Source organism: Bradyrhizobium sp. WSM2793, from assembly GCF_000379585.1.
In the GTDB taxonomy this organism is placed as follows: Bacteria; Pseudomonadota; Alphaproteobacteria; order Rhizobiales; family Xanthobacteraceae; genus Bradyrhizobium.
The window spans coordinates 284,698-299,300 of record NZ_KB902802.1 but is presented as its reverse complement, the minus strand read 5'-3'; the positions used below and the strand labels follow the sequence as shown (position 1 = coordinate 299,300).

Below are 14,603 nucleotides of genomic sequence, written 5' to 3'. Positions count from 1 at the left end.
CCTCATCGCGCGCCGGCGAGCCCAGGTTGAGACCACCTTTGCCACCCTCAAACGCCGGATGCGGCTTACCTGCATTCGCTACGTCGGTCTCGCCAAGGCAAGCGGGCAAGTCCTGCTTGCCTCCATCGCGTTCAACATGAGGCGGTGGGCTGCGATCGCCGCCTGAGACGCCCGCCAAGGGCGCCAACTACAGATCTCGGCCTGACGATCGGCGTCAACACAGCCCTCTCTCCTTACGTCTCCTGCCTCAAAAGGCCGTAGCGCAACAGGCCCCTTGTGGGAGAAGGTGGCGCGAAGCGCCGGATGAGGGGTTCTCTCGACTCGCAAAACTTCCGTGAGGAGAGAAACCCCTCACCCGGCTTCGATGCTTCGCATCGAAGCCACCCTCTCCCACAAGGGGAGAGGGTGCACCGAGCGTGTCGTGTCTGAAATCAACTCGCCTTCTCTCCCTTCAACGCCGCGACCTCCGCCTCCAGCTCCGCAATCCTCGCATCCCTCGCCGCCAGCGCGGCCGCCACATCACCCGCATCGAATTTCTGCGGAATGTGCTGTGGGCAGTTGGTGTCCCAGGCTGCGATCTTGAACATAATCACCTGCTCCGGCCGGGCGCGGTAGCCCTTCGGCATCAGCGACGTCGTCAACGCCTCGTCGTCCTCGACCACGCGCGCCTCGCCCCAGATCTTCACGCGGCGGCGATGGGCGTAGTCCATCACGAAAATGTAGGCCTTGGGATTCTCCGACAGGTTACCCTGGGTGATGTACTGCCGGTTGCCGGCATAATCGGTGAAAGCCAGCGTCTGCTTGTCCAGCACCTTCAAGAAGCCCTTCGGGCCGCCGCGGTGTTGGATGTAGGGCTGGCCATCGGCCGAGGCGGTCGCAAAGTAGAAGCTGCTGGCGTCAGCCAGGAATGCGGCGAGGTTCTCGTCCACCTCAGTGCGCCATCCACGCTGCTCGGCGTGGGCATAACCCTCGCGCGAGCCCTTGCGGGCCTGGATCGTCTTCACCGCCGGCGAGAACGCGACATCGCTGGCATAGGTGTGAACTGCAGTCATCGGAACATCTCCTGAAGATTCCGGCGCATTGCTGCGTCTTTCGACGACTAAAGTGGACCTCACGGCAGCTAAAACAATCTACCCGCTTGACACTTCATCATTGCGATATATGCAATAATGACATGGACCGCCTTGAAGCCATGCACGCCTTCGTCACCGTGGCCGATCTCAGCGGCTTCGCGCCGGCGGCGCGCAAGCTGCGCCTGTCGCCCTCGGCGGTAACGCGGCTGATCGCGGCGCTGGAGGAGCATCTCGGCGCCCGGCTGTTACAGCGGACCACCCGGCAGGTGAGATTGACCGACGTCGGCACGCGCTATCTGGAGCGCGCGCGGCGCATCCTCGCCGATGTCGAGGAGGCCGACGGCTCCGCGCGGGAGGAGCGCAACCGGCCGAGCGGACGGTTGGTGGTATCGGCGCCGGTCGGCTTCGGCCGGCTGCATGTCGGGCCGGTGATGACCGACTATCTCAAGCGCTATCCCGAGGTCGGCGGGGAATTGCGCTTGTCCGACCATCTCGTCAATCTCGTGGAGGACGCCGTCGATGTCGCGGTGCGGATCGGTCATCTCTCCGACTCCTCGCTGGTGGCGCGCCAGGTCGGCGAGATGCGGCGGATCGTGGTGGCGACGCCGGGCTATCTGAAGCGTCACGGCGAGCCGAAGACGCCGGACGCGTTGCTCGAACACCAGACCATTCAGTTCGGCCCCTCCGCCAGCTGGCACTTCGTGCAGGATGGCCGCGACATCGAGGTCACGCCATCGCCCCGCTTCATCAGCAACAGCGCCGACGCCGCCCTGCAATACGCGGAAGCCAGCGGCGGGGTGACGCGCGTGCTGGCCTATCAGGCCGCCGAGGGGCTGAAACGCGGACGGCTGAAAATCGTGCTGGCGAAGTACGAGCAGCCGGCGCTGCCGATCCACGTCATTTACCCGACCTCGCGACTGCTCTCGGCCAAGGTGCGCGCGTTCGTCGATCTCGTGGTGGAGACTGCGGAGTGGCGGTTTGGGTGAAGGCGTCTGTGTCCCGGACAAGCTGCAGCGCCCTTGGCGTTGCGGCGCAGAGCCGGGACCCGGAAGGCGGCAGGGTGCCATGTCGAGACATGGGTCCCGGCTCTGCGCAGCAGCGTTGCACGCTGCAGCGCGTCCGGGACACGGAGAGATCACCCCTTCTTCGGCACCACCCGGAACGTGCCGCTCGCCCGCGCGATCACGGTGTCGTCGGCTTTGACAAGACACTGCGCAAAGCAGATCGTCTTGCCGGTCTTGATCACGTCGCTCTCGATCGAACACCACTGGCCGATCTCGGCGGAGCCGGCAAAATCGACCGAAAGCGAGACCGTCACGAACGACGTGGTCCACTTGGTCACCAGCGCACAACTATAGCCCATGGCATTGTCGGCGAGCGCCGCGATGAGGCCGCCATGGATCAGCCCGCGGCCGTTGGTGTGGGGCCTGGCCAGCCGGAGGCCGATGATGACGGCCTTGTCGGTGTTCTTGGAGTAAAGCGGCTCCCAGGGTTCGGTGAGAGGGCTCTTGCGAAAGAGCGGCTCGAAGCCGGCGGGAATGTCGGTGGCGGTCATGGTTGTCTCGCGTTGCCGTGTCGTCAGCATTGAACGCGATGGCGATGACGGTTGCATCAATTACAAAGTTTTAAACGGGATTTGCGCGCGTGTTTGAAACACGGGTGGCGCCACAATGACCGAGCCGTAGGGTGGGCAAAGCGAAGCGTGCCCACGCGCTTTCGCAATTATGGGAAGGTGGTGGGCACGGCGCAAGGCGCAAGGGCGCCTTTGCCCACCCTACGGCACCGTCGGCACCGTCTTAAAACGGCAGCCCGACATAATTCTCCGACAGCGACGTCATCGCGGCCTGCGACTGCGTGACGTAGTCGAGCTCGGCGAGCTGGATGCGCGCGCCGATGGTGCCGGTGTCCGGGAATTTGTGCAGCATCGAGGTCATCCACCAGGAGAAGCGCACCGCCTTCCAGACCCGCGCCAGCGCCGTGGTGGAATAGGCGTCGATCCCGGCGCTGGATTTCTCGTCGTAGAATTCGCGCAGCGCGCCCGACAGATAATGTGCGTCGCTGGCAGCGAGATTCAGTCCCTTGGCGCCGGTCGGCGGCACGATATGGGCGGCGTCGCCGCACAGGAACAGCCGGCCGAAGCGCATCGGCTCGGCGACGAAGCTGCGCAGGGGCGCGATGCTTTTCTCGATCGAGGGGCCGGTGACGAGGCTATCGGCCGCCTCCTGGTCGAGCCGGCGCTTCAATTCGTCCCAGAAGCGGTCGTCCGGCCATTGGTCGACATGGTCGTCGAGCGAACACTGCACATAGTAGCGGCTGCGTTTGGTCGAGCGCATGGTGCAAAGCGCAAAGCCGCGGGCGTGGTTGGAGTAGATCAGCTCATGGCTGACCGGCGGCGTCTCCGACAGGATGCCAAGCCAGCCGAACGGATAGACCCGCTCGAACTCCTCGATCGCCCCGGCCGGGACGCTGGCGCGGCTGACGCCGTGAAAGCCGTCGCAGCCGGCGATGAAGTCGCAATCGAGCGCGTGGGTGACGCCGTCCTTCTCCCAGGTTACGCGCGGGTGACTACCGTCGAAATCATGCAGCTGAACGTCCCTGGCCTCATAAACCGAGATCAGACCGGCGGCTTTGCGTGCGTTCATCAGATCGAGCGTGACCTCAGTCTGGCCGTAGATCATGACCGTCTTGCCGGTCGCCGCCTTCATGTCGATGCGGTGACGGCGGCCGGAAAAGGCCAGCTCGATGCCTTCATGCACCAGGCCCTCGGCATGCGCCCGCGCACCGGCGCCGATCTGGTCGAGCAGCGCGACGGTTCCCTCCTCGAGCAGACCGGCGCGGATGCGACCGAGCACGTAATCCGGGCTCTGCCGCTCCAGAATAACATTGTCGATGCCGTAAGCGTGCAGCAGTTGCCCAAGCAACAATCCGGCCGGTCCGGCCCCGATGATTGCGACTTTTGTCCGCAATACTTGCTCCTTCCGATCCTGTAGGCTTTGCGCGCGGCTCGCTTGTCGCGTTGCTCCGCGCACGATAATTATATCATATAACGGTTGGGCAAAAGGGGAGGGCCGTCGCCGGGCAGCGACAAATCCATGCAGCATGGCTGACGCAGACGGCGCGGCGAGGTGCGCGCCAGTTCCGGCTTGAACGCGCCGGCCGATTAGATAACATGTTAATTAACGAGACCGGGCCGTCGAAGCCCGCCGTCGAAAACAGGGAGAGACGTGTGATGAGGAAAGCCTGTCTGGCGTTGCTGCTGGCCGCAAGCGTGACGCCTGCGTTTGCGCAGGACAAGACCTTCGATTTGAAGATCTCGCACTGGGTGCCGGCTTCGCATCCGCTGCAGAAGTCGCTGGAAGACTGGGCTGCCGCGGTCGAGAAGGATTCCGGCGGCACCATCAAGGGCAAGGTGTTTCCGGCCCAGCAGCTCGGCAAAGCATTCGACCACTACGACATGGCGCGCGACGGCATCGCCGACGTCACCTATGTCAATCCCGGCTACCAACCCGGCCGCTTCCCGATCGTCGGCGCCGGCGAGCTGCCGTTCCTGATCTCGGACGCCAAGGGCGGCTCGATGGGGCTGGACGCCTGGTATCGCAAATATGCCGAGAAGGAGATGAAGGACGTCAAATACTGCCTCGCCTTCGTCCACTCGCCCTCCTCCTTCCATTCCAAGTCCAAGAAGATCGTGCTGCCCGAGGACGTCAAGGGCATGAAGATCCGCCCGGCGCACGCCACCATGGCGAACTTCGTGACGTCGCTCGGCGGCACCAATGTGCAGTCCTCGGCGCCTGAGGTCCGCGACATCATCGAGCGCGGCGTCGCCGACGGCGTCACCTTCCCCTGGGGCTCCCTGGTGCTGTTCGGCATCGACAAGGTGACAAAGTACGACATGGAGGCGCCGCTCTACACCACGACCTTCGTGTTCGTGATCAACAAGGACAAGTACAACGCGATGTCCGACAAGCAGAAGGCCGCGATCGACAAGAACTGCTCGGTCGAAATGGCGGGCATGGTCGGCGAGCACTGGGGCAAGTTCGAGGATGCCGGCATCGACAAGGTGAAGGCGGAATCCGGTCACGAGGTCTACAAGCTGACATCCGAGCAGACCGCTGCCTGGAAAAAGGCCGCCGAGCCGCTGGTGAAGACCTGGTCCGAGGGCGCCAAGAAGGCCGGAGCCGATCCGGACGCCGCACTCGCGGATCTCAAGGCCTCGCTGAAGAAGTACAACGCGCTGGCGGAGTGAGGCCCAACGGCGCCCGCACACTCGCTCCACCTCTCCCGCTTGCGGGAGAGGTCGGCGCGTCCGGGCGATGCGAAGCATCGTCCCGCGCGCCGGGTGAGGGCTCTCTCCCCTTGGGGAGTCTCTCTGTGGAGACACCCCCACCCCTCCCCCGCAAGCGGGAGAGGGAGCCCAGCACCGTCGTGGATGCAACGCACTCATCTTGAACAGGACCACCCCATGAAGCGCTCCTGGATGGACCGCATCATCGACACGATCGAATGGATCGCGGCCGGCTTCGTCGGCATCGTCGCGCTCGACATCTTCCTGTCGGTGCTGCTGCGCAACACGCTGAATTATTCGATCCCCGATTCGTTCGACATCGGCCGCATGTTGCTCGGCATCCTCATCTTCTGGGGTATCGCCGCGACCTCCTATCGCGGCACCCATATCACCGTGGACCTCGTCTGGGGCAATGTCGGACCGCGCCATCAGCGCTGGATCGACGTGTTCGCAACCCTCGTGCTGCTGTTCGTCGTGACGGTGCAGACCTGGACGCTGTTCGACAAGGTACGCGGCACCTACAACGACAATGTCCTGACCTTCGACATGCACATGCCGACATGGCCGTTCTTCGCGATCGCCTGGGTCGGTGACGTCTGCGCCGTGCTGCTGATCGCGATCCGCACCTACCGCCTGATCTTCCACCCCGAAGACATGCACGATCCCAAATTGAAGGCGACGGAGTAATCATGAGCACTGATGCCGTCGCCGTAATCGGCTTCGTCTCCCTGTTTGTCCTGATGCTGCTGCGCGTGCCCGTCGGCATGGCCATGGGCCTCGTCGGCGTCTCCGGCTTCGCCTATCTCGTCAACGGGACGGCGGCCCTGAAGCTGGTCGGCCAGACCTCGATGCGCACGGTGACCGACTACACCTTCGGCGTCATCCCGATGTTCCTGCTGATGGGCTCGTTCGTGTCCAATTCCGGCATGAGCCGCGAGCTGTTCCGCGCCGCCAACGGGTTCGTCGGACATTTGCGCGGCGGCCTCGGCATCGCCACCGTCGGAGCCTGCGGCGGCTTTGCTGCGATCTGCGGCTCCTCTGTCGCGACCGCCGCGACGTTCTCCGCCGTCGCTTACCCGGAGATGCGCCGCTTCGGCTATCCGCAATCGTTCGCCACCGGCGTGATCGCCGCCGGCGGCACGCTAGGCGCGATGCTGCCGCCCTCCACGGTGCTCGCGGTCTACGGCATCATCACCGAGCAGGACATCGGAAAGCTCTTCATCGCCGGCATCATCCCGGGCCTGCTGGCGATGAGCATGTACATGATCACGATCTTCCTGATCGGCTATTTCCGCCCCGACTTCCTGCCCAAGGGCAAGGTGACACCGTGGCGCGAGCGCTTTGCGGGCCTGAAGGAGATCTGGGCGCCGGTGCTGCTGTTCGTGTTCGTGATCGGCGGCCTCTACGGCCTGCCCTATTTGCCGCGCTTCACGCCGACGGAAGCCGGCGGCGTCGGCGCCGCCGGTGCGTTCATCATCGGCGTGCTGACGGGACGTCTCGACCGCGAGAAGATCCTGGCCTCGCTGCTGCAGGCGACGCGCACCGCCGCGGCGGTGTTCACGGTGCTGATCGGCGCGCTGATCTTCGGCTATTTCCTCACGGTGACGCAGACGCCGCAGAAAGTGACCGAGTTCCTCACCGGCCTCGGCCTCGGCAGTTACGGCGTGCTGGCGCTGATCATGGTGATGTATCTCGTGCTCGGCTGCCTGATGGACGCAATGGCGATGATCATCCTCACCGTGCCGATCATCTTCCCCGTGATCACGCATCTCGGCTTCGACCCGATCTGGTTCGGCGTCATCATTGTCATGACCGTCGAGCTCGGCCTGATTCACCCGCCGGTCGGGATGAACGTCTTCGTCATCAAGAGCGTGGTGAAGGACGTCTCCTTCTCCACGATCTTCAAGGGCGTGATTCCGTTTGTGGTCACGGACCTGATCCGCCTCGTGATCCTGATCGCCTTCCCGCTGCTCGCGACCTGGCTGCCGACGCGGATGATGGCGCATTGACAGGGTGAAGCATGACGACACCGACGCTCGAGACGAAATACGTCTTCACCATCACCGCGCGCATCGGCAACGTCGTCACCGCCGGCGAGACCGGCATCGGTGTCCGCCGCATCATCCCGATCATCGGCGGTGAGGTCACGGGCGCGATATCAGGCAAGGTGCTGCCGTTCGGCGCCGACTTCCAGACCATCCGACCCAACGAGCTGATCGACCTGGAGGCAAAATACGCCTTCGAGACCGACGACGGCGCCATTGTCTATGTCGAGAACAAGGGCATGCGTTTCGGACCGGTCGAGCTGCTGCAGAAGCTCAAGCGCGGCGAGCCGGTCGATCCCAAGCTGATCTATTTCCGCACCGTGCCGAAATTCGAGACCGGGCACGACAAGTATCGCTGGCTGATGGAGCACATTTTCGTCGGCTCAGCCGCGCGCCACGCCGACCGCGTCGTGATCGACGTCCATCAGGTGATGTGACCAAACGCTCTGCGGTCGTCCCTGCGAACGCAGGGACCCATACCGCGGAATCTATCGATTGCGGGCGGTGGGAGTACCGAACGGCAAGTCTTCGCCAAACTCCTCCCTGGGGTTATGGGTCCCTGCGTTCGCAGGGACGACATAGTGTGCGGAGCAGCATTGTGCCGCCCCTCCTTGACTCCCCCAAAATTCGTTATACAACATAACTATTCTGACAAGGACGCAAATGACACAGGGAAACGCCGAGACCGCTGACGCGGGTGCCTCCGGGCTACTCCGGATCGAGAGGGCGGACCGGGTTCTGACCGTGGGTCTGAACCGGCCGGCCAAGCGCAATGCGCTCAACGATGGCATCATCCTGCAAATCGGCGAGTGTTTTGCGTCCCTGCCCGAGGATATCGGCGCGGTCGTCATTCACGGCATTGGCGATCATTTCTCCAGCGGCCTCGACCTCTCCGAGCTGACCGAGCATGACGCGACCGGCGGCCTGCTCCATTCCCAGATGTGGCACCGGGTGTTCGACCGCATCCAGTACAGCCGCGTCCCCGTGATCGCGGCGCTGAAGGGCGCCGTGATCGGCGGCGGGCTGGAGCTTGCCTGCTCGGCGCATATCCGCGTCGCCGAGCCCTCGACCTATTTCGCGCTTCCGGAGGGCCAGCGCGGCATCTTCGTCGGCGGCGGCGGCTCGGTGCGTCTGCCGCGGTTGATCGGCGTCGCCCGGATGATGGACATGATGCTGACGGGCCGCGTCTACAGCGCGACCGAAGGCGCCTCCTACGGCTTCGCGCAATATGTCACGGAGGCCGGCAACGGGCTCGGCAAGGCGATGGAGCTTGCGACCAAGGTCGCCTCCAACGCCCCGCTGACGAATTTCGCCGTGCTCCAGGCGCTGCCGATGATCGCGGAGGCCAATCCGCAGACCGGCCTGCTGATGGAATCGCTGATGGCGACCGTCGCGCAGAGCGACAAAGAGGCAAAGCGCAGGATCCGCGAATTCCTCGAACACAAGACCGCAAAGGTAAAGCCCAAGTCATGAGCGCGCAGCCGTCCTCTTCCAGCATGGAGCGCGGCGCGAGCACTTTCCCGCTGCGGCCCATTTCGTTCGGCGATCCCGTCGTCGACATCGAACGCCGCGACGACGGCACGATCTACCTCAGGCCGAAGCAACCGCTCGGCGACTATCCCGTCCGCATCACCGACCGCCTGCATCATTGGGCCAACACCACGCCGGACCGCGTCTTCATGGCCGAGCGCGAAGGCGGCCGCGGCTGGCGCAAGATCACTTACGCCGAGCTTCTCGTCGCGAGCCGTCACATCGCATCAGGCCTGATCGCGCGCGGCCTGTCGGCGGAACGGCCGGTCGTCATCCTCTCCGGCAATTCGATCGACCACGCCTTGCTCGCGTTCGGCGCGTTCTATGCCGGCATTCCGTTCTGCCCGGTGTCGCCGGCCTATTCGCTGGTGTCGAAAGATTACGGCAAGCTGTCCTATCTGATGAAGCTGCTGACGCCCGGCCTCGTCTTCGCCGAGGACGCCGACAAGTTCGCCGATGCGCTTGCCGCCAACGTCTCGCTCGGCACCGAGATCGCCGCGTCCTACGGCCACGTGCCGGGCCGCGACGTCACCACACTCGCCGACCTCATGGCGACGCCGATCCGCGGCGATCTCGACGAGGTCCATGGCAAGATCGGCCCCGACACGATCGCGAAATTCCTGCTGACGTCGGGCTCGACCGGCAATCCCAAGGCCGTCATCAACACCCAGCGCATGATCTGCGCCAACCAGGTGATGTTGCGCGAGACGCTCGCCTTTCTGAAAGACGAGCCGCCGGTCATCATCGACTGGCTGCCCTGGAATCACACCTTCGGCGGCAACCACAATATCGGCCTGACGCTCTACAATGGCGGCTCGATGTATCTGGACGCCGGCAAGCCGATGCCCGGCGGCATCGAGGAGACCGTGCGCAATCTCCAGGAGATCTCGCCGACGGTCTATTTCAACGTGCCGAAGGGCTATGAATCGCTGCTGCCCTATTTGCGTGACGACCAGGGCCTGCGCGCAAAATTCTTCGACCGCCTGCACGCGATGTTCTTCTCCGGCGCCGCGCTGTCGCCATTCATTTGGGACAGCCTCGACGAGCTCGCGGTGAAGGAAAAGGGCTACCGCGTGCCGATGCTGACCGGGCTCGGTGCGACCGAGACCGCGCCGTTCTTCATGTCGGTCAATCCGCGCACCAGCCGCTCCGGCCATGTCGGTCTGCCCGTGTCAGGCAACGACGCCAAGCTGGTGCCGAACAACGGCAAGCTGGAAGTGCGTGCCAAGGGACCGAACGTGATGCCCGGCTACTGGCGTCAGCCCGACATCAGCGCGAAATCCTTCGACGAGGAAGGATTTTACAAGATGGGGGATGCGCTCAAGCCCGCCGATCCCGATGATCTCAACGCCGGCTTCGATTTCGACGGCCGTGTCGGTGAAGACTTCAAGCTCGCCAGTGGCACCTGGGTCAGCGTCGGCCCGCTGCGCGCGCGCCTCACTGCGGCCTGCGCCCCGCTGGTGCGCGACGTCGTTATTGCCGGCATCAACCGTGACGAGGTCTCGGCGCTGGTTGTGCTCGACCTCGACGGTTGCCGGCTGATCAATCCGACGCTGCCGACCGACGATCTCGTCGTCGCGACACGCGACCGGCTGGTCCGCGAGGCGTTTCGCGAGCGCCTGACCGGCTTCCTCAGCCAAGCCACGGGTTCCTCGACCCGGATCACGCGCGCGATCCTGATGGACGCGCCGCTCTCGATCGACAAGGGCGAAGTCACCGACAAGGGCTCGATCAACCAGCGCGCCGTGCTCGAGCACCGCACCGAATTGATCGAGGAGCTCTACGCTGCCAATCCGTCGGACCGTGTGATATCGGTTGGCTAACCCGGACATAAGCTACAGGAGAACGCCATGTTGTTGAAAGATCAGGCAGCCATCGTCACCGGCGGCGCATCGGGACTGGGCGCTGCCACCGCGCGAAAACTGGCGGCGCAGGGCGCCAAGGTCGCAGTGTGCGATCTCAACGCCAAGCTCGCGGAGACTGTCGCCGCCGAGATCAAGGGCGTGGCAATCACCTGCGACGTCTCCGATGCCGCTTCCGCTGAGGCTGCGATCGCGCAGGCGACCAAGGCTCTTGGCGCGCCGCGCGTGCTGGTCAATTGCGCCGGCATCGGCGTGGCCAAGCGCGTGGTCGGCCGCGACGGCCCGATGGCGCTCGCCGATTTCGACAAGGTGATCAAGGTCAATCTGATCGGCACCTTCAACATGCTGCGCCTGGCCGCGACCGAGATGTCCAAGCTGGAGCCGCAGGCGACCGGCGAGCGCGGCGTCATCATCAACACCGCCTCCGTTGCCGCTTATGACGGCCAGATCGGGCAATCAGCCTATTCGGCTTCCAAGGGCGGCATCGTCGGCATGACGCTGCCGATCGCGCGTGAGCTGGCGCAATTCGGCATCCGCGTGCTGACCATCGCGCCCGGCCTGTTCCTGACCCCGCTGCTCGCGAACCTGCCGCAGGAAGCCCAGGACTCGCTCGCCGCCGCCATCCCCTTCCCGCGCCGGCTCGGCCACGCCGACGAGTTCGCCGCGCTCGCGCTGCACATGGTCGAGAACTCCTACCTGAACGGCGAAGTGGTGCGCCTCGACGGCTCGCTGCGCATGGCGCCGAAATAGGGCGCGCGACACATGTTCGTGAACCGGCGCGACGTACAGATCCAGTGGGGCGATTGCGACCCCGCCAACATCGTCTACTACCCGCGCTATTTCGCGATGTTCGACGATTCGACCTCGACCCTGTTCGAGGTCGCCGGATTCTCCAAGCAGGATCTGGTCCGCAAATACGGCCTGGTGGGCATCCCCATGGTCGACACGCGATCCAAGTTCTACATCCCCTCGACCTATGGCGACTGGATCACCATCGAGACGAAGATCGAGAGCATCAGGCGATCGAGCTTCGAGGTGAAGCACAACGTCTACAAGGGTGACGCGCTGGCGATCGAGGGTTTTGAGACCCGCGTCCTCGTCGGTCGCGATCCCGTTAACCCCGACAAGCTGAAATCGGCACCGTTCCCGGCGGAAATGGTAGCCAAATTCACGGGGAGTTAAGTCCGGAGCTAATCGCCGCATCGCCAAAAGAGGGGGCTGAATTACCCCCCGATTTCTGCTTTCAAAGAAACACGTAACGGGAGGAATAGATGAAACGCTTTTACCTGACCGCCGCCATCACCGCGGCGACGCTTGCCTTGCCGGCGCTGCCCGCGCTGGCCCAGACCAGCGAAATCACCATCGGCATCACCACCACCACGACCGGCCCCGGCGCCGCGCTGGGCATTCCCGAGCGCAACGCGCTGGAATTCGTGCCGAAGGAAATCGGCGGCGTGCCGCTGAAGGTGATCGTGCTCGACGACGGCGGCGATCCCACCACCGCAACCACCAACGCCCGCCGCTTCGTGACCGAATCCAAGGCCGACATCATCATGGGCTCGGCGCTGACGCCGCCGACGATCGCGGTCTCCAACGTCGCCAATGAAGCCGGCATTCCGCATTTCGGCCTGGCACCGTTCCCGATCACGCCCGAGCGCATGAAGTGGTCGGTGGCGATGCCGCAGCCGATCCCGATCGTGGGCAAGGTGCTGTACGAGCACATGAAGAGCAAGGGCGTGAAGACGCTCGGCTATATCGGCTATTCCGACTCCTATGGCGACCTCTGGTTCAACGATTTGAAAGCACAGGCCGTGCCGATGGGCATGACCATCGTCGACGAGGAGCGCTTCGCCCGTCCCGATACGTCGGTGACCGGACAGGTCCTGAAGCTCGTTGCCGCCAATCCCGACGCGATCCTGGTCGGCGCGTCGGGCACCGCGGCCGCACTGCCGCAGACCGAGCTGCGCGAACGCGGCTATCAGGGCCTGATCTACCAGACCCACGGCGCCGCCAGCATGGATTTCATCCGCATCGCCGGCAAGGCGGCGGAGGGCGTGCTGATGGCCTCCGGTCCCGTCATGGATCCCGAGGACCAGCCGGACAGCGCGCTCACCAAGAAGCCGGGCCTGGCGCTCAATTCGGCCTATGAAGCCAAATACGGCCCGAACAGCCGCAGCCAGTTCGCCGGCCATTCCTACGACGCGTTCGAGATCCTCAAGCGCATCATTCCCGCGGCGCTGAAAACCGCAAAACCCGGCACGCCGGAATTTCGCGAAGCGATCCGCCAAGCGCTGCTGTCGGAGAAGGAGCTGGCGGCGAGCCAGGGCGTCTACAACTTCACCGAAAAGGACCGTTACGGCCTCGACGACCGCTCGCGCATCCTGCTGACGGTGAAGAACGGCAAGTACTCGCTGGTGAAATAGACGCGGCGAAAGTTGAGAGACGACGAGAGCCGGCCCAATGGGCCGGCTCTTTTTGTTTTGGCCTGTAGAAACGAACTGTTTCCACGGTGTCGCTGCGCTCCCTCTCCCGCTTGCGGGGGAGGGTTGGGGTGGGGGTGCCTCCGCGTTGGGACTGTCTCCGAATTTCCGAGGAAATCCCCCAGAGGAGAGAGCCCCCACCCGGCGCTTCGCGCCGACCTCCCCCGCAAGCGGGAGAGGTTGCACCGAGCCCGCGGATACGCCGCGGCCCTAAGCCGCCTGCCGCAGCGGGGTCCAGGCGAACTCCGGATAGTAATTATCCATCATGCGATCGACATAGGCGGTGAGGTTCGGAAAACCCTCGGCGCGCTCGCGCAGGGCCGATTCGAAGAACGGCGAGAGGATGCCGGCGAGCATACCGAAGGCGGTGGCGTCGACGCCGCAGGGCTTGTTGCCCATCAGATAGGACTTGTCGCCGAGCTGCACCGAGAGCGCGAACAGCGAGCGCACGGCGAGCTCGACATCGTCATCCGGCCCATGGCGGCCGAGCCCAGAGAGCAGATAGTTCTCGGCGACGCGGAATTGCGCATCCTCGCGCAGTTTCTCGCGGTTGTGCTCCGGCGCGCCGTCGAAGAAATGCGCGGGACCCTTGGCGAAATTTACCGGATCGACCCAGCGCGCCCCGACCAGCCCCCAGTAGATGTGGTGCTCGATCATGCGCTCGAACGCCCAGGCCTGCGCGCGCTCGGTGAGCGACAGCCCGGCATCGAAATCGAAGCCGTAGCGGCGCTCGATATGGGCGCGAATGAAGGTGGAATCGGCCACCGCCTCGCCGCCGTCGTCGATGAAGGGCAACTGCCCCTTCGGCGAGGCCGGCGGCATCGCCCGCTCCTTCCGGTAGGGCAGTCCCGCCATCTTGAGCTGCACTTCCGTCTTGGTGACGAAAGGGCTGATTTCCGGCAGGCCGAAGCCGGTGCCAAATCCGTAGAGCGTGATCATGAAAGCTTTCTCCTGAACCACCGAAAAAGTTGACGGAACCTAGTGCCGGGCTGCTGCCACCATGGTGGCAGCAGCCGTGATATCTTCTGCGAAACGGGCCCCCCGCCAGGCACGGCCCATCACATGGCGGACCAGCGCGTCCGCGGCCTGGATCAGCGGGCGTGCCACCACGCTTGCGAGGGCAAACCGGAGGTCGACGGCCATGAGATCGAGCGAAACGAGGCGACCGAACGCCGACGCGGACCACGCCTGTGCCCGCAACATCGGAATAGCCGGGCCGAAATGGGTCGGAATGATCATGGACAAATCCTCTTCAGTCGATGTGTTGTCCCGGTATAGAACTCCCCTGCTGCCAACATCCTGTCAGCAGCCGCGCGCCGCTTTCTGAA

Annotated in this window: 16 protein-coding genes; 11 read left to right on the top strand and 5 right to left on the bottom strand. The window is 64.3% G+C overall.

Annotation, left to right across the window (positions count from 1 at the left end):
- A partial coding sequence (locus A3AS_RS44060) for a transposase (protein WP_157644435.1) occupies window positions 1–166 on the top strand: 166 nt, incomplete at its 5' end.
- A gap of 265 nt (window positions 167–431) precedes the next feature.
- Here A3AS_RS44060 and A3AS_RS0131270 read toward each other — a convergent pair.
- On the bottom strand, window positions 432–1,052 hold the full coding sequence (locus tag A3AS_RS0131270; RefSeq protein WP_018321434.1) for a pyridoxamine 5'-phosphate oxidase family protein: 621 nt from the start codon (window positions 1,050–1,052) through the stop codon (window positions 432–434).
- A 122-nt stretch (window positions 1,053–1,174) separates the two neighbouring features.
- On the opposite strand from A3AS_RS0131270, the gene A3AS_RS0131265 reads away from it, so the two are divergent.
- Complete coding sequence (locus A3AS_RS0131265; RefSeq protein ID WP_018321433.1) at window positions 1,175–2,059, top strand: LysR family transcriptional regulator; 885 nt, start codon at window positions 1,175–1,177, stop codon at window positions 2,057–2,059.
- Window positions 2,060–2,208: 149 nt separating this feature from the next.
- Here the strand turns inward: A3AS_RS0131265 and A3AS_RS0131260 are convergent, their stop codons facing one another.
- Together A3AS_RS0131260 and pobA are read right to left on the bottom strand one after the other, a co-directional pair.
- Window positions 2,209–2,628: a PaaI family thioesterase gene (locus A3AS_RS0131260; RefSeq protein WP_026202552.1), complete on the bottom strand. Its 420-nt coding sequence runs from the start codon at window positions 2,626–2,628 to the stop codon at window positions 2,209–2,211.
- A gap of 241 nt (window positions 2,629–2,869) precedes the next feature.
- Window positions 2,870–4,039: a 4-hydroxybenzoate 3-monooxygenase gene (gene pobA / locus A3AS_RS0131255; RefSeq protein WP_018321431.1), complete on the bottom strand. Its 1,170-nt coding sequence runs from the start codon at window positions 4,037–4,039 to the stop codon at window positions 2,870–2,872.
- A gap of 263 nt (window positions 4,040–4,302) precedes the next feature.
- Here pobA and A3AS_RS0131250 point away from each other — a divergent pair, with 263 nt between their 5' ends.
- The 9 genes from A3AS_RS0131250 to A3AS_RS0131210 all read left to right on the top strand — a co-directional run bounded on the left by A3AS_RS0131250 (window position 4,303) and on the right by A3AS_RS0131210 (window position 13,218).
- On the top strand, window positions 4,303–5,319 hold the full coding sequence (locus A3AS_RS0131250) for a TRAP transporter substrate-binding protein (protein ID WP_018321430.1): 1,017 nt from the start codon (window positions 4,303–4,305) through the stop codon (window positions 5,317–5,319).
- Between the two features lie 216 nt (window positions 5,320–5,535).
- Window positions 5,536–6,045 (top strand): TRAP transporter small permease, encoded by a 510-nt coding sequence (locus tag A3AS_RS0131245; protein WP_018321429.1) that lies wholly within the window; start codon window positions 5,536–5,538, stop codon window positions 6,043–6,045.
- A gap of 2 nt (window positions 6,046–6,047) precedes the next feature.
- A complete protein-coding gene (locus A3AS_RS0131240; protein ID WP_018321428.1) occupies window positions 6,048–7,367 on the top strand; it encodes a TRAP transporter large permease in 1,320 nt (439 codons plus the stop codon).
- An 11-nt stretch (window positions 7,368–7,378) separates the two neighbouring features.
- Window positions 7,379–7,840, top strand: coding sequence for a DUF3237 domain-containing protein (locus A3AS_RS0131235; protein WP_018321427.1), 462 nt, complete (start codon window positions 7,379–7,381; stop codon window positions 7,838–7,840).
- Window positions 7,841–8,066: 226 nt separating this feature from the next.
- Window positions 8,067–8,876, top strand: a complete 810-nt coding sequence (locus A3AS_RS0131230) for a crotonase/enoyl-CoA hydratase family protein (RefSeq protein WP_018321426.1) — start codon at window positions 8,067–8,069, stop codon at window positions 8,874–8,876.
- Entirely contained in the window at window positions 8,873–10,756 is a 1,884-nt protein-coding gene (locus A3AS_RS0131225) for a feruloyl-CoA synthase (RefSeq protein ID WP_018321425.1), read from the top strand. The genes A3AS_RS0131230 and A3AS_RS0131225 overlap by 4 nt, the downstream gene beginning before the upstream one ends.
- Window positions 10,757–10,783: 27 nt before the next feature.
- On the top strand, window positions 10,784–11,545 hold the full coding sequence (locus A3AS_RS0131220) for an SDR family NAD(P)-dependent oxidoreductase (RefSeq protein ID WP_018321424.1): 762 nt from the start codon (window positions 10,784–10,786) through the stop codon (window positions 11,543–11,545).
- Window positions 11,546–11,557: 12 nt separating this feature from the next.
- Complete coding sequence (locus tag A3AS_RS0131215; RefSeq protein WP_018321423.1) at window positions 11,558–11,977, top strand: thioesterase family protein; 420 nt, start codon at window positions 11,558–11,560, stop codon at window positions 11,975–11,977.
- Window positions 11,978–12,066: 89 nt separating this feature from the next.
- Entirely contained in the window at window positions 12,067–13,218 is a 1,152-nt protein-coding gene (locus A3AS_RS0131210; protein ID WP_018321422.1) for an ABC transporter substrate-binding protein, read from the top strand.
- A gap of 267 nt (window positions 13,219–13,485) precedes the next feature.
- On the opposite strand, the gene A3AS_RS0131205 is transcribed toward A3AS_RS0131210, so the two are convergent.
- Window positions 13,486–14,214 (bottom strand): glutathione S-transferase family protein, encoded by a 729-nt coding sequence (locus tag A3AS_RS0131205; protein ID WP_018321421.1) that lies wholly within the window; start codon window positions 14,212–14,214, stop codon window positions 13,486–13,488.
- Between the two features lie 39 nt (window positions 14,215–14,253).
- Window positions 14,254–14,514 carry a hypothetical protein gene (locus tag A3AS_RS0131200; protein ID WP_018321420.1) on the bottom strand — a complete coding sequence of 87 codons (261 nt, stop codon included), beginning with the start codon at window positions 14,512–14,514 and terminating at the stop codon, window positions 14,254–14,256.
- Window positions 14,515–14,603: the final 89 nt, after the last annotated feature.

Excerpts from the sequence above, each read along its gene's own strand:
- A3AS_RS0131270 (WP_018321434.1), bottom strand. The coding sequence starts at position 1,052 with ATGACTGCAGTTCACACCTATGCCAGCGATGTCGCGTTCTCGCCGGCG.
- A3AS_RS0131265 (WP_018321433.1), top strand. The coding sequence starts at position 1,175 with ATGGACCGCCTTGAAGCCATGCACGCCTTCGTCACCGTGGCCGATCTC.
- A3AS_RS0131260 (WP_026202552.1), bottom strand. The coding sequence starts at position 2,628 with ATGACCGCCACCGACATTCCCGCCGGCTTCGAGCCGCTCTTTCGCAAG.
- A3AS_RS0131250 (WP_018321430.1), top strand. The coding sequence starts at position 4,303 with ATGAGGAAAGCCTGTCTGGCGTTGCTGCTGGCCGCAAGCGTGACGCCT.
- A3AS_RS0131245 (WP_018321429.1), top strand. The coding sequence starts at position 5,536 with ATGAAGCGCTCCTGGATGGACCGCATCATCGACACGATCGAATGGATC.
- A3AS_RS0131240 (WP_018321428.1), top strand. The coding sequence starts at position 6,048 with ATGAGCACTGATGCCGTCGCCGTAATCGGCTTCGTCTCCCTGTTTGTC.
- A3AS_RS0131235 (WP_018321427.1), top strand. The coding sequence starts at position 7,379 with ATGACGACACCGACGCTCGAGACGAAATACGTCTTCACCATCACCGCG.
- A3AS_RS0131230 (WP_018321426.1), top strand. The coding sequence starts at position 8,067 with ATGACACAGGGAAACGCCGAGACCGCTGACGCGGGTGCCTCCGGGCTA.
- A3AS_RS0131225 (WP_018321425.1), top strand. The coding sequence starts at position 8,873 with ATGAGCGCGCAGCCGTCCTCTTCCAGCATGGAGCGCGGCGCGAGCACT.
- A3AS_RS0131220 (WP_018321424.1), top strand. The coding sequence starts at position 10,784 with ATGTTGTTGAAAGATCAGGCAGCCATCGTCACCGGCGGCGCATCGGGA.
- A3AS_RS0131215 (WP_018321423.1), top strand. The coding sequence starts at position 11,558 with ATGTTCGTGAACCGGCGCGACGTACAGATCCAGTGGGGCGATTGCGAC.
- A3AS_RS0131210 (WP_018321422.1), top strand. The coding sequence starts at position 12,067 with ATGAAACGCTTTTACCTGACCGCCGCCATCACCGCGGCGACGCTTGCC.
- A3AS_RS0131205 (WP_018321421.1), bottom strand. The coding sequence starts at position 14,214 with ATGATCACGCTCTACGGATTTGGCACCGGCTTCGGCCTGCCGGAAATC.
- A3AS_RS0131200 (WP_018321420.1), bottom strand. The coding sequence starts at position 14,514 with ATGATCATTCCGACCCATTTCGGCCCGGCTATTCCGATGTTGCGGGCA.